The following is an 18212-nucleotide window of genomic DNA, read 5'->3' as shown; positions in this document are numbered from 1 at the left end:
AAAAGCTTTGCTTATTAAAAATTTGAAAAAATTAAATTTTTTTCTTAACCTTTTAATGCTTCCGCTCCACCTACAATTTCTAAAATTTCGTTAGTGATTGCGGCTTGACGTGCTTTGTTATAAGTCAACTTCAATTGGTCTCTTAACTCTGTTGCGTTGTCAGTTGCTTTGTGCATTGCAGTCATACGCGCTCCGTGTTCCGATGCAAATGAATCTCTGATAGATTTATATAATTGTGTTTTTAATGATTTTGGAATCAATGTTAAAACAATTTCTTCTTTTGATGGTTCAAAAATATAATCTCCCGTTGAAACAGGTTTGTCAGATTTAACAGGTGCTAATGGTAAAAATTGTTCTGTTTGGACAATTTGTGTAGCAGCATTTTTAAATTGATTATAAACGATTTCTATTTTATCATATTCACCAGATGTGAATTTATCTGTTAAAATTTGAGCAATTTCTGCAACATTATCGAATGTTAAATTATCAAAAACTTCGCTTTTGTTTCCAATAACTTTATTTGTTTTGCTTAAAGCATCATTCCCTTTTTTACCAATTGCAAAAACATCAACTTGTTTTCCCGGATATGATTCTGCAATAGTCTTAGATTGTTTAATTACATTTGAATTGAATGCTCCACACAAACCTCTGTTTGAAGTTATTGCAACAATTAAAACTTTATTAACTTCACGTTGAGCAGTAAATTGACCGCCTACTTCTCCTTCAAGAGTTGAGCTTAAACTTTGTAATAATTCCGTTAATTTTTCGGCATAAGGTCGCATTGCTGTTATAGCATCTTGTGCTTTTTTCAGTTTTGCAGCAGAAACCATTTTCATCGCAGAAGTAATCTGCATTGTAGATGAAACGGAAGTAATTCTATTACGGATTTCCTTTAAGTTTGCCATTTTTTTGTAAAAGTTAGGAGTTTGAAGATGGAAGATGGAAGTAAGAATTTAACATCCTACTTCCAGCTTCTAACTTCCTTCTTAATTATATTTTGCTGAAATTTCTTTAGCTGCTCTTTCGATTACATCTGTAATGTTATCGTCTAATTTACCTGCTTTCAATGCATCAAGAGTATCTCTGTGTTTGTTGTTTAAATATTCGATAAAATCTTTTTCGAATTCTTTTACTTTATTTACAGGAACACTTCTTAATAAATTTTTAGAACCAGCATAAATAATTGCAACTTGATCTTCAACTGTATAAGGAGAGTTCAAACCTTGTTTTAAGATTTCAACATTTCTTCTTCCTTTTTCAATTACGTTTAAAGTTACAGCATCAAGGTCAGAACCAAATTTAGCGAAAGCTTCCAATTCACGGAATTGAGCTTGGTCTAATTTTAATGTACCTGCTACTTTTTTCATTGATTTAATTTGAGCATTACCTCCAACACGAGATACAGAAATACCTACGTTAATTGCTGGACGAACTCCAGAGTTAAACAAATCACCATCAAGGAAAATTTGTCCATCTGTAATCGAAATCACGTTTGTTGGAATGTAAGCAGAAACGTCACCTGCTTGAGTTTCGATAATTGGTAAAGCTGTTAATGAACCACCACCTTTTACAATTCCTTTTAAAGAATCTGGTAAATCATTCATGTTTTTAGCAATATCATCATCAGCAATAACTTTACAAGCTCTTTCTAATAAACGAGAGTGTAAGTAGAAAACGTCTCCAGGATAAGCTTCACGACCTGGTGGTCTTCTTAATAAAAGTGATACCTCACGATATGCAACTGCTTGTTTAGATAAATCATCATAAACAATTAATGCAGGACGACCTGAATCACGGAAATATTCTCCGATTGCAGCTCCAGCCATTGGTGCATAAACTTGCATTGGTGCAGGATCAGAAGCATTTGCTGCAACAATAACTGTATAAGCCATTGCTCCTTTTTCTTCTAACATTTTTGCAATTCCTGCTACAGTTGATGCTTTTTGACCAATTGCTACATATATACAGAATACTGGTTTTCCAGCATCGTAAAATTCTTTTTGATTTAAGATGGTGTCAATACAAACTGTTGATTTACCAGTTTGACGGTCACCAATAACAAGCTCACGTTGTCCACGACCAACAGGAATCATTGCATCTACTGCTTTTACACCTGTTTGTAATGGTTCAGTTACTGGTTGACGGAAGATAACTCCTGGAGCTTTTCTTTCTAATGGCATTTCAAATAACTCACCACCAATTGGTCCTTTACCATCGATTGGGTTACCTAATGTATCAACCACACGACCTACAATTTGCTCACCAACTTTTAAAGAAGCAATACGTTGTGTTCTTTTTACAGTAGAACCTTCTCTAATTCCTGTAGATGGTCCTAAAAGTACAACACCAACATTGTCTTCTTCTAAGTTCAATACGATAGCTTCTAATCCGTTGTCGAATTGTACTAACTCACCATATTGAGCATTTGATAAACCGTAAACACGAGCGATACCGTCACCCACTTGAAGTACAGTTCCTACTTCTTCTAAAGTTGCACCTGATTCAAAACCAGATAATTGTTTTTTTAATATTGCTGTAATTTCAGCTGGTTTAATTTCCGCCATTTTGATATATCTTTAATGGAATTCTAATTACTAAACTCTCTTTTTAATTCACCTAATTTATTAGCTACAGAAGCATTATACTGCTGGTCGCCTACTCTCAAAATAAATCCTCCAATAATTGATGGATCTATTGTGTTTTCAATTGTAATTTTCTTATTTGAAAATTCTGCAATTTTAGCCAATACTTTCGATTCTAATTCTGGAGTAATTGCGATAGCTGTTGTTACTTTAGCAACTTCAATACCATTACTTTCGTCAAATAATCTTTTGTATTCTTTAGCTATAGATTCAAGAATTTCAAATCTTTTATTTTCAAATAATAATTGAAACAAGCTATTTGTTTCGTTTTGAACATTTGAAAATATTTCAGAAGTCGCAGATTTTTTAACATCCATTTTTATAACCGGACTTGCTAAAAATTCTTTTAATTCAGGACTATCACTAATAGCATTAACAATTGATTTCATATCATTGTTTACTGCTTCAGCTTTTCCTGAACTTTGTGCAATATCTAAAATTGCTTTTGCATATCTAATCGCTGCTCTAGACATAATGATTAGTTTAATTTAGCATCACCTAACATTTTCTCAACTAATTTAGCTTGAGATTCTTTGTTAGATAATTCGTCTCTTAATACTTTTTCTGCAATTTCTAAAGACAAAGAAGAAACTTGATTTTTCAATTCTGCCATAGCTGCATTTTTCTCGCTATTGATTGCTGCTTTTGCTTGCTCAATCATTTTTTCACCAGTTGCTTGTGCCTCTAGCTTAGCATCGTTAATCATCTTTTCTTTGATTTCACGAGCTTCTTTTATCATTGCATCACGCTCAGCTCTTGCATCTGCTAACAATTTCTCGTTATCAGATTTAAGATTTTGCATTTCTTTTTTAGCATTTTCAGCAGAAAGCAATGCATTTTTGATTCCTTCTTCTCTTTCGTTAACCGCATCAAGAATTGGTTTCCAAGCGAATTTTTTTAATAATAGAATCAATCCAACAAATATTACTATTTGCCAAAAGAATAATCCAAATTCAAACTGATTTATTAATTTATCCATTATATATGTATTTAACTTTTTTTGAATTAATGAAACAATAGTCACAACCAACCGTTGCAACTATTGTTTTTTTTAGTTTTAATTAAGCAGCAAATAATGCAGCGAAACCAATACCTTCAATTAACGCAGCAGCAATAAGCATAGCTGTTTGGATTTTTCCTGAAGCTTCTGGTTGACGAGCGATAGCTTCCATAGCTGAACCACCAATTTTACCAATACCTAAACCTGCTCCGATTACAATTAATCCTGCTCCTACAATAGTTGGAATTTGCATAATATATATATTAAAAATTAAACATTCTTTTTTGAAATGCACTTCTATTAATGATGTGCTTCTTCGTGATGGTGCTCTTCATTGGCAGAACCAAAATAAAGTGCTGATAACATTGTGAAAATATAGGCTTGTAAAAAAGCAACTAATATTTCAAGGATAGAAAGTACAAATGACAATCCAAATGACAATGAACTTCCAATCCAACTTTTAAAAATAAACATTAAACCTATGATACTCATCAATACAATATGTCCTGCAAAAATATTTGCATACAAACGAATCATTAATGAAAATGGTTTAATAATAATTCCTAACAACTCAATAGGAGCTAAAACGATTCGCATCAATTTTGGAACTCCAGGCATCCAAAAAATGTGACCCCAATAGTTCTTATTAGCTGTTAAATTTGTAATTAAAAATGTTAAAATAGCTAATGAAAATGTTATAGTTAAATTTCCTGTTACATTAACCCCAAGTGGTGTCAAACCAAAAAGATTTAGGAATAATATAAAGAAAAATATAGTTAACAAATAACTCATATATTTTTTGTAGTTTTTCTCACCAATATTTGGAATAGCAATTTCATCTCTTATGTATACTACAAGAGGCTCAAATATTCTTCCTGCACCTTTTGCAATACCGCCATTTTTCGCATATGATTTTGCTAAAGATGTAAATAAGAAAAACATTACAATAGCTGTTATTATTATAAACAAAACACTTTTAGTTATTGAAAAATCAATTGGTCTAACATTTGTCGGGTGACCTGATTTTTCATCTTCCGTTAATGTTCCAGATGCATCTGTTTTGTATATTTTTCCGTCATGGTGATTTAAAACATAATAATTTCCATTAGATTCTGCAACTGCTTCTCCGTGGTGAAATTTTGATGATGAAAAAAACTGCAATCCATTATCCCATAAAATAATTGGTAATGAAAATCCGTAGTGTTTACCCTCTTTGTTGTCAGAAAAAAAAGTGAAATCATGAGAATCTAAAACGTGATGTTTTGTAAAAGCTTTTACTTGAGACTTAATATCTGTAGGTTCAGCATGAGTTTCACCTTCATGAGTTGATTCCGCGTGAGCATCAGTTTTTTCATGAGTTGCTTCTACAGCATGAGCTTCAACTTTTGTAGAGTCATTTGTTGGGTTTGCAATACTAATTAGTGGCATAAAAGCTACTAACAATGCTACGATAAAATGGAGTGGTTTTTTTGAAATCACCATAACTTTATTTTTCTTAAATTTTAAGGTTTCTAAAATTTGGTGCAAAAGTACAATTTTTATTAATATTCCAAGTGGATAAGAAAAAAAAATAATCGATTTTATAGATATTTTTCGGATTTACTGATTTTTATTTAATAATCTAATGGTTATTAACGTCTCTATTGCTAAAAAAAGAATAAACGATATAAAAAAACTCTTCTTTTCGTATGTCAAGAAAATTGATGGATTTTGATTTATTTGGTGAAGAAAAAAATAAGCAATCGCCATTTTGACCATTGTTAGTATTAGATAAAAATACCCAACAATATCTAAATTTTTTTTTCGGACAAAAATTAATATTGTTACTATTAGCAGAGAACAAATTGTAAAGAAGGAATAAATTTCAACTATTGAAAAACGAAAAGTATTGAGATTACTTTCACCTATTAAATATACAAGACTGTAATACTGAATGCAAAAAAATAGAATTGAAAAGACTACAACCAATAAAAGTGGCTTGAACATGGAAAGTTTCATTATGCTATTTTTGCTCCGATTCGTTTATTTGTTTTAACTGTCTATTCAAATTATAGAAAGCCAATGCAACACCAATTAAAACAAAAATTTTTACATAAATTTCGTTTGGGTTTGGGTATTTTTCATCTAACCATCGCCCTAAGTAGGCAAATAAAAAAATAACAATACCCATTTGGATAGGAATATTTATCAAAGCCAACCATTTGTTACGCTGTTTTTTCTTCGGCTGATTGTCCACTTGGTAAAAGATTTTTTACATTAGGTTTCATAGTGCACGTTGCTGTAAACTCTGCTCCAGGTTCAACAGAAAGTTTTCCGCATACAACGTCACCGTGAACTATGGCTTTTGCTTTTAGATTTAAAACTTCTACAACTTGTATTTTGCCTTCAAATTTACCTTCAATGTCGCAATTTTTACAAATAATATCACCTTTTATACTTCCTGCTGGACCAATTACTATTTTTCCTTTAGTTTGAAAATTACCAATTAAATGTCCGTCAAGACGAAAATCAGATGGAGATGAAATGTCTCCTGTTATAATAGTTCCTTCAACTATTCTATTCGTTTTTCCTAAAAGGTCTGTGTAAGATTTGGGTTTTTTATCAAACATAATTTTATCCTTTAGATCTTGGTGTTGGTGATGATGCTGGAGGCAACAAACTGTTTGTTGGTTCTCTGTCGTTAGATTCCATTCCGTTATTACCACTGTTTGGCAATCGTAATGGACTATCATTGCTTAAAGATTTTGCTTTACTTTCAACGTTATTACTTCTATCTGTTCTTTGTGGCTTTTGAATTTTTTGCTTTGGAGCTTCTGGTGAAGGTAAAGTAATTACTGGTTTTGATTTTGGTTCAAAGTTTGGTCCTTTTCCTGAAATATATTCATCAAGATTTTTATAAATTTGAACTACTTTGTAATTTTCACTTGAAATTACAGTTGATGGCTCGGCAATTTTATATTCTTTAAATTCTTTTAAAACTTGAGCGATTCCTTTTGCGTTTTCTTCCGATTTTATTCCATGAATAACAATTAAATTTTTGTCAATTGTATAAGTATCTATTGAAACCGAAAGTTTTTCAATTGTTCTCTCTTTTGCAAATTTATTCAACTTATCAAGTAATGGCTTTAAGCTTTTTTCATCCAAACTATTGCTTGGTGCGTATAGAATTTTCCAACTTACTGGAATTTCTCCATTAAAATATAAAGCTTCAAGTAATGGAATTTTTGTTGCAATAAACGTTTCTGTTTCTTTTCCTTCTTGAGAATTTGGATACGTCAATGCCACAAAATTTAATGACTTTTTATATTCTTTTAATCCGTATAATTTTCCAATTAAATTAGCTTTCAATAATTCGAATTTTGGCAACATTTCTTCACCTGCAAATTGAACAATTGCCATATCTGTTTTATTTAAAGTTTCTCTATAAATTCCTAACTCATAGTCTTTATATAGATTACTGTAAACTACTTCTGGTGAACCTAATTCTAGTTCAATTTTATTATCACTTAAAAGTTGTGCATATCTTGAACTTGGATATTTAGATATGATTCTGTTTTTCATTCCATCTGCTTTGCTTGGCTCAATAATTTGATAAATTTTATACAAATTATAAAGTGATGGCAATACTAATCTTTCTTCAGGATTATTATCTAAGAGTGTTTCTAATTTGCTTGAAGCTCTTTTATATTCTTTAAACTTCTCTTTATAAATAACTCCTAATTGATAGTAAGCAAAGTTTCTTTCTTTAGAAATACTATCTAAAACAACTTGATTTGTTGGTATATCTTTAGTGTAAAATTCTGTAGTAAATCGTTCTTCTACTTTTTCAACATTTTCTGCAACTTCTTCTTGACTTTCTTCTTCTTTTGTATCAATATTGTCATCGCTAGAAGATAATCTCCAATTTGGACCATATCTCCTTTTTCCCCATTTTTTTACAAATTCACTCTTTCCATACGCCACAGTAGTTGGATTATAGAAATAAAAATCGCCAGGCTTTGAAGTAGTTGATGTAGGTGTTTTTGGTTTATTATCTTTCAAAGCTAATGGTTCATTCATTTTTGAACTAGAAGCGTTTTCTTCAATACGTTTTTGTTTTTCAAGGAGTTCTTTTGCTTTTTCTTCTTCTTTTTTGAGATTTTCAATATGTTGTTTGTAATAATTTTCTCTTTCAAGAGGCGATAATGCTGCAACTTTTAAAATACTATCATTTCGTTGTGCGATACCTTCAAATTTAATTACATCTTCAAGATTATCTCTCTTTTTAGAAATGGATTTATACTCACGACTTTTGTCATTTAAATAAACCATTGTACTATCAAAATATTTTCCAGAAGTAACATATTTAGCATCATTGAAATTAATTTCTGCTAAATTTCTATAATTTGAAGCAATCAAATATTCATCATAAGAAGCGTTCTTTAATGATGCATTATAATATTTTTTTGCTTTAGTAATATCTTTCTTTTTGTCATAAAACAATCCCATTTGATGGTTCAAAACATCAAGATATGGACGGTTTTCTCTGTCTTCTAATAAATCTTTATATTTTTTCAAAAACGCAATAGTATCTCCTTTTTCATAATCAAATTGTTGCGCCTGACGAGCATGTGCTTGAATAACATATAGACGTGGTGATCTTCTTTTCATATCAATTACTTCTTGATATGCAGCAAAAGCACTATCTTTATGATTTTGAGCATCATAGATTTGCCCTAAAATAAAATTATATCGAGCAACTTCTTCATTTTCTTTAGTAAATTCTCTTGCAATTTTAATTTTTGCAATAGCACTATCATTTTCTTTTAAATTTAAAAATGCTTGAGCAAGAGTTGCATTGGCATCAGCAAAAATTTGATCTTTAAATTTGATTTCACTCAATAATTTACGAAGATTGGTAACCGCAAGTGCATCGTTGTCCATTCGCATATTGGTTTTTTCACGCCAAATTTTTACTTCATAAATTTTATCACTGTTAGGATATTTGTACAAAACATAATTAAAGGCTTCTAATGCAGGAACAAAACGTTGATCATAATAACGTGCTTTTCCTAACAATAAGTGCGCCTCATCCATTTGCGGATTTTTTTCGCCACCATCAATATTCATAGAATGTTTTTGAATGGCTTTTGTAGCTTTATCTTCAGCTTTTTCAAAATCAGCATTCTTTTTTTCAGAAGTTTCTAATGATTTATCAGAAATCTGCATTCTCTCTACAGGAAGCACTTCCCAAAAATTATCTTTGTATTGCAATTTCAGATTTGTAATTCCTTTATCTAATGCAATTCCGCCATTATAAAGAATATTATATTCTGTAGTTACAGCATGGTAATTTCTAGTTAGAAAGGTATTCTTCTTTGTAGAACAAGCCACAAAAAAAACTAATAATCCAGCTATAAATGTGTATTTAATAGTGTTTGATTTCAATGTAAAACGTTTTAATAATTAACTCTAAAAGGTTAATTTTAGTATAACTAACTGGTAAAAATACGTTTCTTTTTGATAAGTGAAAATAAATTGATGGTTTTTTTAAAAAAAGAAATCCGAAGAACATCAATTTGGACTTCGGATTCATGCGTTTTTAAATTTTAAAATTATACTGCAAAAAATGCTTCTAATTCTCTCAATGTTTCTGGCGACGTTTCAATGTCTTTTACAATTTCGCCTTTGTTTAAAGCTACAATTCTATTGCAAACCTCAACAGTGTGAACCAAATCGTGCGAAGAAACTAAAACAGTAACTTCTGGATTATCAGATAATTCTTTGATGATTTTTTTCAATCTATTTACTGTAGTTGGATCTAAATTAGCAAAAGGTTCGTCAAGAATTACAACTTCTGGACTTCCTATTAAAGTAGCAATGATTCCCACTTTTTTCATATTTCCTTTGGACAAATCTCTTAGATATTTTTTACTTTTTAAGATTTCTCCGTTAAAAAATTCTTCATGTTTTGCTAAAAGTGCATCGACATCTGCTTTGTTCTGTCCACGCAAATCACCAATAAAATAAAAATATTCTTCTGCAGTTAAATATCCAATAAGGAAACTTTCGTCGATAAATGCTGCTGTAAAAGGTTTCCATGCTTCACTTTTATTCACTTGAACGTCATTGTTCATTATATAACCTGTTGAAGGTTGAATTAAATCTAATAATAAACTAAAAAAAGTAGTTTTTCCTGCGCCATTATTTCCTACTAAACCAAAGCTTTGTCCTTTTGGGATTTCAAGATTAGTGATGTTTAATACTTTAACTCCGTTGTTATATGTTTTTGAAAGATTGTTTACTTGTATCATAGTTTCTTTATATTGTATTGTTGTGAAATATCTAATATTTTAAATCTAACATCTAATATTAATTCTTTTGCTTGTATGCAGCGATAGTGGCGTATTTTTCTCTTTTGTAGATTTTCTCGATTTGATTAAAAACGTAATTTCTAAAAGCAAATCCGAGAATTCCTGCCAAAGCCACAAATAATAATCCTATGTTTGGTGAGAAAATATAATATCCTATTGCATAAAGTGCCATTGGAACAAGCATTTTAGGTATAGCAATTAACATCGTTTTAAAATTAAACGCTTGTTTATCGCCAAAAGCTCCTTTTCCTGTAGTTAAATCGATTGGTGTCTTAACAAATGCACCGCCAAGCATTACCAAATGTGAGTTTACACCAATATTGAAAATAGCACCAACAACAATTAATAAGTACGTATGAACTCCAAAGAATAAATAAAACGATGCTAAAATTGTTGAAATTAAAGTTCCGATAACCATTAACCACCATTTTGAACTGATGTATTCTCTGTATTGGATATTTTGACTCATCATCAATTGATAATAAGCACTGTCCCAACTTGGTATAAATTGTCCGAAAGTGAAAAGAAATCCACCAGAAACAAAAATTCCTGCAAAAATCTGAAACATTGGACTTCTGTAGGCTTCAATTGAGTTAGTGAAAAACAACAATCCATAAAAAATGAATAAAAAACTCATTGTCAATGTAGTTTTAGAGCGTTTGTTTCTCGTTAGTAAGCGAAGATCGTTTTTTAAGAATGTTCCTAAAACTCCAAATTGGTCAAGAAAAGTAAAATTTTGGGTTTTAGCAATGTCACTTTTCTTCGCCAAACCTTCGTCTAAATTAAGATTACTTTTAAAATAATTAAAAGCAAAATAATAAGTTGCAACAACTAAAAGTATTGGAATCAAAAACACAAAAACCGTTTCGTACATACCTTGAAAAAAAGGTTGAGTGTAAAGTGTAATGTCGAATAATTGATAATAATGCGCCAATCCTAAACCTGCAACTACAGCCAAAACCGAGTAGAAAACACTGTCCTTATTATTGATTAAAACATTTACAAAATTGTTTAAATAAAAAAGTGCCATAATTCCTAAATGCCACAAAATTACATTCAAAACGGAATAGCCATTCATCATTAAAACTATAGAAAACGGAATGAAAAACAACGCATGTGACCAATTGAAAAAAGACAAAGCTGTTTTTCCTAGAGTAAAATGAACAATCGTATTTCTTTTTATTGGTAAAGTCAATAATGGACGAATATTCATTACAGGCATTTTTTGTAGAAAATACCTAACCACCAAATCCATTACCAAATAATAAATCATGAATTTATTTACCGTTGAAAGTGGTTCAAGTTCTGCTTTTTTTAGAATGAAGAAAACTCCAACACCAGCAGCAATAAAAATCACCATAAAATAAACTGCAAAAAAACCAATAAAGATTTTCATTGCAATATTAGTTCCTAAAGACGCTGAACGGAGAAATGACTTCCATTCGAGCATAATAAAATGTTTGAACATAGTTGATTGTTTTGGATGAAGTATTAGATGATAAATATAAAAATTTGTTACAAACATTTTCAAACTTTAAATAAAAGTAAATAATTGCTATTTATTACATTTGTAAAAATTATTAAACATCATGTCACAATTCTATAAATTACATATTAAAGAAGTAAAACGTGAAACTCCTAATGCAGTTTCTGTAGTTTTTAATGTTCCATCTGAATTACAATCAGCTTATCAATTTATTGCAGGTCAATATATTAATTTAAAACTTACACTTGACGGACAAGAAATACGTCGTGCTTATTCAATATGTTCTTCGCCAGAAAGTGGTGAATTGCGTATCGCTATCAAATCGGTTAAAAATGGGCATTTTTCAAAATTTGCAAACGAAAACTTGAAAGTTGGCGATATTATTGAAGTGGGGCAACCCGAAGGTAAATTTACTTTCGAACCGCAAATTGACAGACAAAGAAACTATGCAGCTTTCGTAGCCGGAAGTGGAATTACACCAGTGATGTCAATTCTAAAATCGGTTTTACACAACGAGAAAGACAGCACTTTTGTGTTGGTTTACGGAAATAAAAATAACGTCGAAACGATATTTCATCAAGAATTGCACGATTTGCAACAACAATATGTTGGAAGACTTTTTGTACATTATGCTTACACGCAAATTAAGGTTGAAAACGAACTTTTTGGCAGAATTGACAAAGCCAATGTAAACTTTGTTTTGAACAATAAACATAAAGAAAAAGAATTCTCAAAATTCTATTTATGTGGTCCAGAAGAAATGATTAATTTGGTTTCCAATGTTTTAAAAGAACATAATGTTGCTGATAAAAACATCAAATTTGAATTGTTTTCAACCTCAACCTCAGAAGAAAAAGAAATTATTACATCAGAAAATGGTCACACAAAAATCACGGTTTTAGTTGATGGCGATGAAGCAACATTTGAAATGAGTCAGAAGCAAACTTTGCTAGAAGCTGCTTTAAAACAAGGTATCGACGCACCTTATTCTTGCCAAGGAGGAATTTGTAGCAGTTGTTTAGCACGAATTTCAAAAGGAACAGCAGAAATGAAAAAGAACTCCATTTTGACTGATAAAGAAGTTGCCGATGGATTAATTTTAACTTGTCAAGCACATCCAACAAGTAGTGAAATATTTGTTGACTTTGATGATGTGTAATTCCGTTAGCAGTGTTCAGTTTTCAGTGTTCAGTTACGTAGATTGTGTTAAATTTTTATAGAATCAAACTTTGAAAAACAAACTCGAAATATTTAAAAAAGCTCAAGATCTTTTGGACGAACCAGAAGTTCAAGAGCTTTTAGAATATTGTGAAAAGTTAGAAGACGAGTTGGTTGATTTCAAATTTGAGAAAAATAAAAACAAAGAATTAATCTTGCTCGATATGATTAAGGAAGTTGTAAAAGGTTGCAACGCTATCGAAAAAGAACAAATGGAACACGAGCGTTTTGGCTACGAAGCTCCAAATTATCAAGCAACTATTTCTAATTTAAAAAGCTATATTTTAGAGATTTGTAGAGATAATCAGATTTATTTGTGAAAAAGTTGACACGAATTGCACGAATTTTCACGAATTAAAAATTCCAACAAAAATAAATTCTTGAAATAATTAACTATTAAGAATTTGTGTGAATTGGTGAAATTCGTGTGAAAAATTATTCTTCTGCCAACTGCGACTGAATACTGAAAACTACTTTTTCAACAGAAATACTTCGCATCACATCTTCATAACCAGCAATTTTTTTATTTCCATAAACCGAAGTTGGTAATAATGGAAATTGATTTCTATCCGAAACCAAACAATTTTCTAAAGGTTGATTAAACGGGGAAAATCCCGCATACGGATGTGTTGCGCCCCAAAGCGTGATCACTTTTATGCCCAACATTGCAGCAATATGGGCATTTCCAGAATCCATAGAAAGCATTACATCTAGATTTGAAATGAGTTGTAATTCTTGTTGCAAGTTTAGTTTTCCAGCTACAACAATTACATTATTTTTATTTGAAGCAAATTGATTTAATATTTCAATTTCTTTGTTTCCTCCACCAAAAAGAAAGATTTTATTGTTATTATTTAATGCCAATTCATCGATTACTTGTTGCATTAAATCCTTTGGATACACTTTCGACTCGTATTGAGCAAAAGGTGCAATTCCTATCCAACTTGAATTTTGTTTTTCTTCTGAAATCGTTACAATCTCATTTGATAAAATAGCTTTTTTAGGGAAATTAGTCGACGATAAATCAATAGAAAAACCAAGTTTAGAAAACGTATTAACGTGTCTTTCAAACATAGATTTTAAAGGTTTGAAAATCTTGTTTTCAGATCGAGTAAGTTGCTTCTTCTCTTTTCTTCCTTTATCTGTAAATGCTACTTTTTTCCCGCTCAAGGCAAATAGCGCTCTGATCACTTTAGAACGTAAAACATTGTGTAAATCGGCAATGGCATCGATATTCAATTGTTTCAAATCAGAATATAATTTCAATAATCCAACGAAACCTTTGTGACGTTCTTTTACATCTACTGCAAAAAAGTTTACATTGTCGATTCCATCAAAAAAAGGTTTGAAAAACGGACGAGAAACTATAGTGATTTTTACATTTTTATTTTGTTCCACAAAAGCTCTAATAACAGGAACTGTCATAGCAACATCGCCCATTGCTGAGAGACGAATGACGGCGATATGTTCAAGTTTGTGTGACAATTAATATATTTTTTTAAATCATTAAGGTATTAAGAAAAATTAAGAAAAAACTTAATGCAACTTAATACCTTAATGGTTCAAATATAGGTTAGCTTACTTTTTATTCTGATATAAAACAGGATTCAAATCATCGTCGTTGTACATTTTCATTTGTTTGTACACTTTCATGAATTTATCACCACTTTCAATATCCGTTAATAAATCGTCGATAGCAGTTGATAAATCGGTTCTTTGTTCAAGAAGTACGTTTAATTTCTCTTGACATTTATCTCTGTGTTCTTGTGAAGCTTCTGCACGAGTTGCCTCTTCATTCATGTGATAAATTTTCAAAGCCAAAATAGACAATCTGTCAATTGTCCAAGCTGGTGATTCTGAATTGATTTTAGCTGTTGGTTTTACCTCAACATGAGCATATTTTTGAAGAAAATAACTATCAATATATTCTACCATATCGGTACGTTCTTGATTAGAAGCGTCGATTTTTCTTTTCAAAGTTAATGCCGCTACAGGATCGATATTTGGATCACGAATAATGTCTTCATAATGCCATTGAACCGTGTCAATCCAATTTTTAAAATATAATAAATGCTCTATCTTATCCTTTGGATAGGGATTGTTAATAGGTTGGTTTACATTGTCGTAAACGTGATAATCCTTGATACTTTGTTCAAATATAGAATAGGCAAATTTTGAAAACATACTATTATAATTTTTTTACAAATATAGTTTTTATACTTTTGACTTGAAACTTTAAAATTGAAACTTTAATTCATTATCATGCAAATTCATTACATCTCTGAAAATAATAGTATTCTTAATCATTTTTTGGCAGAAATTCGTGATGTCAACATTCAAAAAGATAGTATGCGTTTTAGAAAAAACATCGAACGTATTGGAGAAATTATGGCGTATGAATTGAGTAAAACGTTAGAGTATAAAGCTATTGATGTTCAAACTCCACTTGGTATAAAACACACAACAACTATTGCAGATAATGTCGTTTTATGTTCTATTCTTCGAGCAGGATTAGCTTTGCATCAAGGATTTATGAATATTTTTGACAATGCCGAAAACGGATTTGTCTCTGCTTACAGACATCATCCAAACAATGATGATTCTTTTGAAATTTTGGTTGAATATCAAGCAGCACCATCGTTTGAAAATAAAAACTTAATTCTAATTGATCCTATGTTAGCAACAGGTCAATCGATAGTTGCTGTTTTAAACAAACTCCATTTAGAACAAAAACCAAAAGAAATTCACCTTGCAGTTGTTATTGCTGCGCCAGAAGGCATCGCTTATCTTGAAGAAAATCTTCCTAATAATTGTCATTTGTGGGTTGCAGCTTTAGATGAAAAACTAAATGAAAAAAACTACATCATTCCTGGACTTGGAGACGCTGGAGATTTAGCTTACGGAAGTAAATTATAACTGCGAAAAGAAACAGAAAAAACTTAAAATAATTGAAACAGCAAGAACAATTTCTTGCTGAATTTTATTTTGTGAATTCTCAATAAAATTAGTAGCCATTATTGCTAAAGAGAAAAAAGTAAAAATTAAAACATCATTATTTTTATTTGGAGAGATAAAATAAATTACCCCACCAATTAAAAGTGAAAATATAATTTTCTTGTAAGAAGCCTGCATATTTAATGGTTTGCTTGTCAATGTAAAAACAGAAGAAAAACCAAAAAATACTACAAAAACCACAAAAATAGATAAGGCAATATTCTGAAAATCATTTTGAAAATAATCAATACCCGTGTTGATTACTTGCTCACTCAAATAATAATCAATTGCTGTTTTATCTATCAACAACGAATAAAAAACAAATACAATTGAGGTGAAAAAAAAGGAAACAAAAGGAATTAACCAATTTCTGTAATCTCTTGAAACGTGAAAAATTATTGAAATGTAAACCAATAAAATAAAAAGTATTGCCCAAAAATGAAAAAGGGAAGCAATAAAAATCCAAAGAGAGGCATCAAATATTTTCTCTTTTGGAGCTTTCAATGTTTGTAATGAAACCAGTCTTCTTGATGCAAGTAAAATAAAAAAGTTTGAGATTATTAAGTTATAGTTATCCCAAACTGAAGGAAAAAAACAAAGCATTAATAAGAAAAAAAGCAATGAATATGAACTATCTTTAGTCAATGCATTCTTTTTTGCAATAAAATTTGTTAGAAAAAAAGAAGCCACAATAATCACTAACAAACCTGTTTTTTGCGCAATAGTAAATAAGGAATCTGTCCAATTTGGTTGCTTAAATTGGTAAATTAAAAAAAAGCACAAGACGGCAATTACTACTAATGTGTAATTTATTGGTGTAGATTTTTTAAAAACGCTTGTTATCATAAAGATATTTTATACTTTTGTGGATGTAAATATAACACTTGTTTAAAAATGAAAGCATTTTTCGAAGCAATACAGTCTCTTTTTGTAGATTTTTTATTTAAACCTCTTGATTGGTTACGTGCATTAGAATTAGATAATTGGTGGTTAGCTAATAGTGTAAGTTGGATTCTAATGGGAATTTGTGCTTATTATATGGTTTATTGGATTAAACAATTACGTATTTTCGACGAAGCAGGAACTGAAAACCAAGATACAACGGCTCACTCTTTCTTAAAGTAAGTCGAAACCGATATCTTTTCTAAAATACATCTTATCAAAATGTAGCTTGTCTATGTTTTGATAAGATTTTTTTATGGCTTCTTGAAAGCTTTCGCCAAATGACGTAATAGCAATAACACGACCGCCATTAGTAACTACTTTTCCGTTTTCTAATTTTGTACCAGCGTGGAAAACAACAGAATCTTCAATTTTTTCTATGCCCGAAATTTCAAAACCTTTACCATAATCTTCAGGATAACCTCCAGAGACTACCATGATTGTTGTGGCGCTTCTTTCGTCAACTTCTAAAGAAACTTGATCTAATGTTTGATTTCCAACCGCTTGAAAAAGTTCTACCAAATCACTTTTCAATCTTGGAATTACAACTTCCGTTTCAGGATCGCCCATTCTAACGTTGTATTCTATAACAATTGGTTCGCCTTTTACGTTTATCAATCCAATAAAAACGAAACCTTTATATTCAATTCCGTCGCTTTGCAAACCAGCAATTGTTGGTTTTACAATTCGAGTTTCAATTTTTTCCAACAAAACTTCATCTGCAAATGGAACTGGAGAAACTGCTCCCATTCCGCCAGTATTTAAACCCGTATCACCTTCACCTATTCTTTTATAATCTTTAGCCGTTGGAAGAATTTTGTAGTTTTTTCCGTCGGTTAAAACGAAACAACTTAGTTCAATTCCATCAAGGAATTCTTCAATAACTACTTTTGCGCTTGCTGAACCGAATTTTTCATGAACCAACATATTTCTTAATTCCGCTTTAGCTTCTTCTAAATCTTGAATAATTAAAACGCCTTTTCCAGCAGCCAAACCGTCTGCTTTTAAAACATATGGTGGTTGTAACGTTTCTAAAAATTTGCAACCTTTTTCAACAGTTTCTTTTGTAAAACTATCATAAGCTGCTGTTGGAATTTTATGTTTTATAAGAAATTCTTTAGCAAATTCTTTACTTCCTTCTAATTGCGCACCAACTTTTGATGGACCAATAACAGGTATATGATTTAGTTGCGAATCGTTTTTGAAAAAATCATAAATTCCGTGAACCAATGGATCTTCTGGACCAACAACAACCATATCTACTTTTTCAGCTAAAGCAAATATTTTTATCGCTTCAAAATCTAAAATATTTAAAGAAACATTCGTTGCAATTTGAGAAGTTCCAGCATTTCCTGGCGCTACAAAAAGTTTAGAACATTTGTCAGATTGTAACATTTTCCATGCAAGTGCGTGCTCTCTTCCGCCAGAACCAAGTAGTAAAATTGTCATTGTGTGTTGTGTTGTGCCCTTTACTTCGATATACTCAGTATAAACTAGCTTAGGGTAAATTGTTGTGCAAAAATAGTTTGTTTTCAAAAGAATTTAAAGCTAATTGATAGAAAAGTTTTTGTTTTTAG

The 18212-nt window shown here is 30.8% G+C and carries 19 protein-coding genes; 4 read left to right on the top strand and 15 right to left on the bottom strand.

Annotated elements, in window-relative coordinates; translation table 11 throughout:
- Window positions 1-44: 44 nt before the first annotated feature.
- The 11 genes from atpG to Q0049_RS06425 form a co-directional block, all read right to left on the bottom strand.
- Window positions 45-905, bottom strand: a complete 861-nt coding sequence (gene atpG, locus Q0049_RS06475; protein WP_298117806.1) for an ATP synthase F1 subunit gamma — start codon at window positions 903-905, stop codon at window positions 45-47.
- An 81-nt stretch (window positions 906-986) separates the two neighbouring features.
- On the bottom strand, window positions 987-2564 hold the full coding sequence (gene atpA / locus Q0049_RS06470; protein WP_298117804.1) for a F0F1 ATP synthase subunit alpha: 1578 nt from the start codon (window positions 2562-2564) through the stop codon (window positions 987-989).
- Window positions 2565-2587: 23 nt separating this feature from the next.
- Window positions 2588-3121, bottom strand: coding sequence for an ATP synthase F1 subunit delta (atpH, locus tag Q0049_RS06465; RefSeq protein ID WP_298118781.1), 534 nt, complete (start codon window positions 3119-3121; stop codon window positions 2588-2590).
- Entirely contained in the window at window positions 3121-3621 is a 501-nt protein-coding gene (locus tag Q0049_RS06460; protein WP_298117802.1) for a F0F1 ATP synthase subunit B, read from the bottom strand. The genes atpH and Q0049_RS06460 overlap by 1 nt, the downstream gene beginning before the upstream one ends.
- Before the next feature lie 82 nt (window positions 3622-3703).
- Window positions 3704-3895, bottom strand: coding sequence for an ATP synthase F0 subunit C (gene atpE, locus Q0049_RS06455; protein WP_298117800.1), 192 nt, complete (start codon window positions 3893-3895; stop codon window positions 3704-3706).
- Between the two features lie 47 nt (window positions 3896-3942).
- Complete coding sequence (gene atpB / locus Q0049_RS06450) at window positions 3943-5124, bottom strand: F0F1 ATP synthase subunit A (protein ID WP_298118778.1); 1182 nt, start codon at window positions 5122-5124, stop codon at window positions 3943-3945.
- 520 nt (window positions 5125-5644) lie between these two features.
- The gene (locus Q0049_RS06445; protein ID WP_298117798.1) at window positions 5645-5878 is read right to left on the bottom strand and encodes an AtpZ/AtpI family protein; all 234 of its coding nucleotides are present in this window, start codon (window positions 5876-5878) and stop codon (window positions 5645-5647) included.
- The gene (locus tag Q0049_RS06440; RefSeq protein ID WP_298117796.1) at window positions 5847-6251 is read right to left on the bottom strand and encodes a polymer-forming cytoskeletal protein; all 405 of its coding nucleotides are present in this window, start codon (window positions 6249-6251) and stop codon (window positions 5847-5849) included. Before Q0049_RS06440 ends, Q0049_RS06445 begins: the two co-directional genes overlap by 32 nt.
- A 4-nt stretch (window positions 6252-6255) precedes the next feature.
- Window positions 6256-9069: a tetratricopeptide repeat protein gene (locus Q0049_RS06435; protein WP_298117794.1), complete on the bottom strand. Its 2814-nt coding sequence runs from the start codon at window positions 9067-9069 to the stop codon at window positions 6256-6258.
- A 167-nt stretch (window positions 9070-9236) separates the two neighbouring features.
- The gene (locus Q0049_RS06430) at window positions 9237-9935 is read right to left on the bottom strand and encodes an ABC transporter ATP-binding protein (protein ID WP_298117792.1); all 699 of its coding nucleotides are present in this window, start codon (window positions 9933-9935) and stop codon (window positions 9237-9239) included.
- A 58-nt stretch (window positions 9936-9993) separates the two neighbouring features.
- Entirely contained in the window at window positions 9994-11463 is a 1470-nt protein-coding gene (locus Q0049_RS06425) for a DUF5687 family protein (protein ID WP_298117791.1), read from the bottom strand.
- Between the two features lie 121 nt (window positions 11464-11584).
- On the opposite strand from Q0049_RS06425, the gene Q0049_RS06420 reads away from it, so the two are divergent.
- Entirely contained in the window at window positions 11585-12640 is a 1056-nt protein-coding gene (locus Q0049_RS06420) for a ferredoxin--NADP reductase (protein ID WP_298117789.1), read from the top strand.
- A 70-nt stretch (window positions 12641-12710) separates the two neighbouring features.
- A complete protein-coding gene (locus tag Q0049_RS06415; RefSeq protein ID WP_298117787.1) occupies window positions 12711-13019 on the top strand; it encodes a hypothetical protein in 309 nt (102 codons plus the stop codon).
- Window positions 13020-13134: 115 nt separating this feature from the next.
- Here the strand turns inward: Q0049_RS06415 and Q0049_RS06410 are convergent, their stop codons facing one another.
- Both Q0049_RS06410 and Q0049_RS06405 read right to left on the bottom strand, forming a co-directional pair.
- On the bottom strand, window positions 13135-14139 hold the full coding sequence (locus Q0049_RS06410; protein ID WP_298118775.1) for a glycosyltransferase family 9 protein: 1005 nt from the start codon (window positions 14137-14139) through the stop codon (window positions 13135-13137).
- A 138-nt stretch (window positions 14140-14277) separates the two neighbouring features.
- On the bottom strand, window positions 14278-14883 hold the full coding sequence (locus tag Q0049_RS06405; RefSeq protein WP_298117785.1) for a DUF4254 domain-containing protein: 606 nt from the start codon (window positions 14881-14883) through the stop codon (window positions 14278-14280).
- A 78-nt stretch (window positions 14884-14961) separates the two neighbouring features.
- Between Q0049_RS06405 and upp the strand changes: the two genes are divergently transcribed.
- Window positions 14962-15615, top strand: coding sequence for a uracil phosphoribosyltransferase (upp, locus tag Q0049_RS06400; RefSeq protein WP_298117783.1), 654 nt, complete (start codon window positions 14962-14964; stop codon window positions 15613-15615).
- Here the strand turns inward: upp and Q0049_RS06395 are convergent.
- Entirely contained in the window at window positions 15610-16539 is a 930-nt protein-coding gene (locus tag Q0049_RS06395) for a DUF6427 family protein (RefSeq protein WP_298117781.1), read from the bottom strand. The genes upp and Q0049_RS06395 overlap by 6 nt on opposite strands.
- A gap of 48 nt (window positions 16540-16587) precedes the next feature.
- Between Q0049_RS06395 and Q0049_RS06390 the strand changes: the two genes are divergently transcribed.
- Window positions 16588-16818: a uracil phosphoribosyltransferase gene (locus tag Q0049_RS06390; protein ID WP_298117780.1), complete on the top strand. Its 231-nt coding sequence runs from the start codon at window positions 16588-16590 to the stop codon at window positions 16816-16818.
- On the opposite strand, the gene purD is transcribed toward Q0049_RS06390, so the two are convergent.
- Entirely contained in the window at window positions 16810-18084 is a 1275-nt protein-coding gene (gene purD / locus Q0049_RS06385) for a phosphoribosylamine--glycine ligase (RefSeq protein WP_298117778.1), read from the bottom strand. The two genes, Q0049_RS06390 and purD, sit on opposite strands and share 9 nt — an antisense overlap.
- Window positions 18085-18212: the final 128 nt, after the last annotated feature.

The organism is Flavobacterium sp. (genome assembly GCF_027484205.1).
Taxonomy (GTDB): domain Bacteria; phylum Bacteroidota; class Bacteroidia; order Flavobacteriales; family Flavobacteriaceae; genus Flavobacterium.
This window is presented reverse-complemented; position numbering and strand designations above follow the sequence as displayed.

Bases quoted from the DNA above. Each gene is read 5' to 3' on its own strand.
- atpG (WP_298117806.1), bottom strand. From the start codon at position 905: ATGGCAAACTTAAAGGAAATCCGTAATAGAATTACTTCCGTTTCATCT.
- atpA (WP_298117804.1), bottom strand. From the start codon at position 2,564: ATGGCGGAAATTAAACCAGCTGAAATTACAGCAATATTAAAAAAACAA.
- Q0049_RS06460 (WP_298117802.1), bottom strand. From the start codon at position 3,621: ATGGATAAATTAATAAATCAGTTTGAATTTGGATTATTCTTTTGGCAA.
- atpE (WP_298117800.1), bottom strand. From the start codon at position 3,895: ATGCAAATTCCAACTATTGTAGGAGCAGGATTAATTGTAATCGGAGCA.
- atpB (WP_298118778.1), bottom strand. From the start codon at position 5,124: ATGGTGATTTCAAAAAAACCACTCCATTTTATCGTAGCATTGTTAGTA.
- Q0049_RS06440 (WP_298117796.1), bottom strand. From the start codon at position 6,251: ATGTTTGATAAAAAACCCAAATCTTACACAGACCTTTTAGGAAAAACG.
- Q0049_RS06430 (WP_298117792.1), bottom strand. From the start codon at position 9,935: ATGATACAAGTAAACAATCTTTCAAAAACATATAACAACGGAGTTAAA.
- Q0049_RS06425 (WP_298117791.1), bottom strand. From the start codon at position 11,463: ATGTTCAAACATTTTATTATGCTCGAATGGAAGTCATTTCTCCGTTCA.
- Q0049_RS06420 (WP_298117789.1), top strand. From the start codon at position 11,585: ATGTCACAATTCTATAAATTACATATTAAAGAAGTAAAACGTGAAACT.
- Q0049_RS06410 (WP_298118775.1), bottom strand. From the start codon at position 14,139: ATGGGCGATGTTGCTATGACAGTTCCTGTTATTAGAGCTTTTGTGGAA.
- Q0049_RS06405 (WP_298117785.1), bottom strand. From the start codon at position 14,883: ATGTTTTCAAAATTTGCCTATTCTATATTTGAACAAAGTATCAAGGAT.
- upp (WP_298117783.1), top strand. From the start codon at position 14,962: ATGCAAATTCATTACATCTCTGAAAATAATAGTATTCTTAATCATTTT.
- Q0049_RS06395 (WP_298117781.1), bottom strand. From the start codon at position 16,539: ATGATAACAAGCGTTTTTAAAAAATCTACACCAATAAATTACACATTA.
- Q0049_RS06390 (WP_298117780.1), top strand. From the start codon at position 16,588: ATGAAAGCATTTTTCGAAGCAATACAGTCTCTTTTTGTAGATTTTTTA.
- purD (WP_298117778.1), bottom strand. From the start codon at position 18,084: ATGACAATTTTACTACTTGGTTCTGGCGGAAGAGAGCACGCACTTGCA.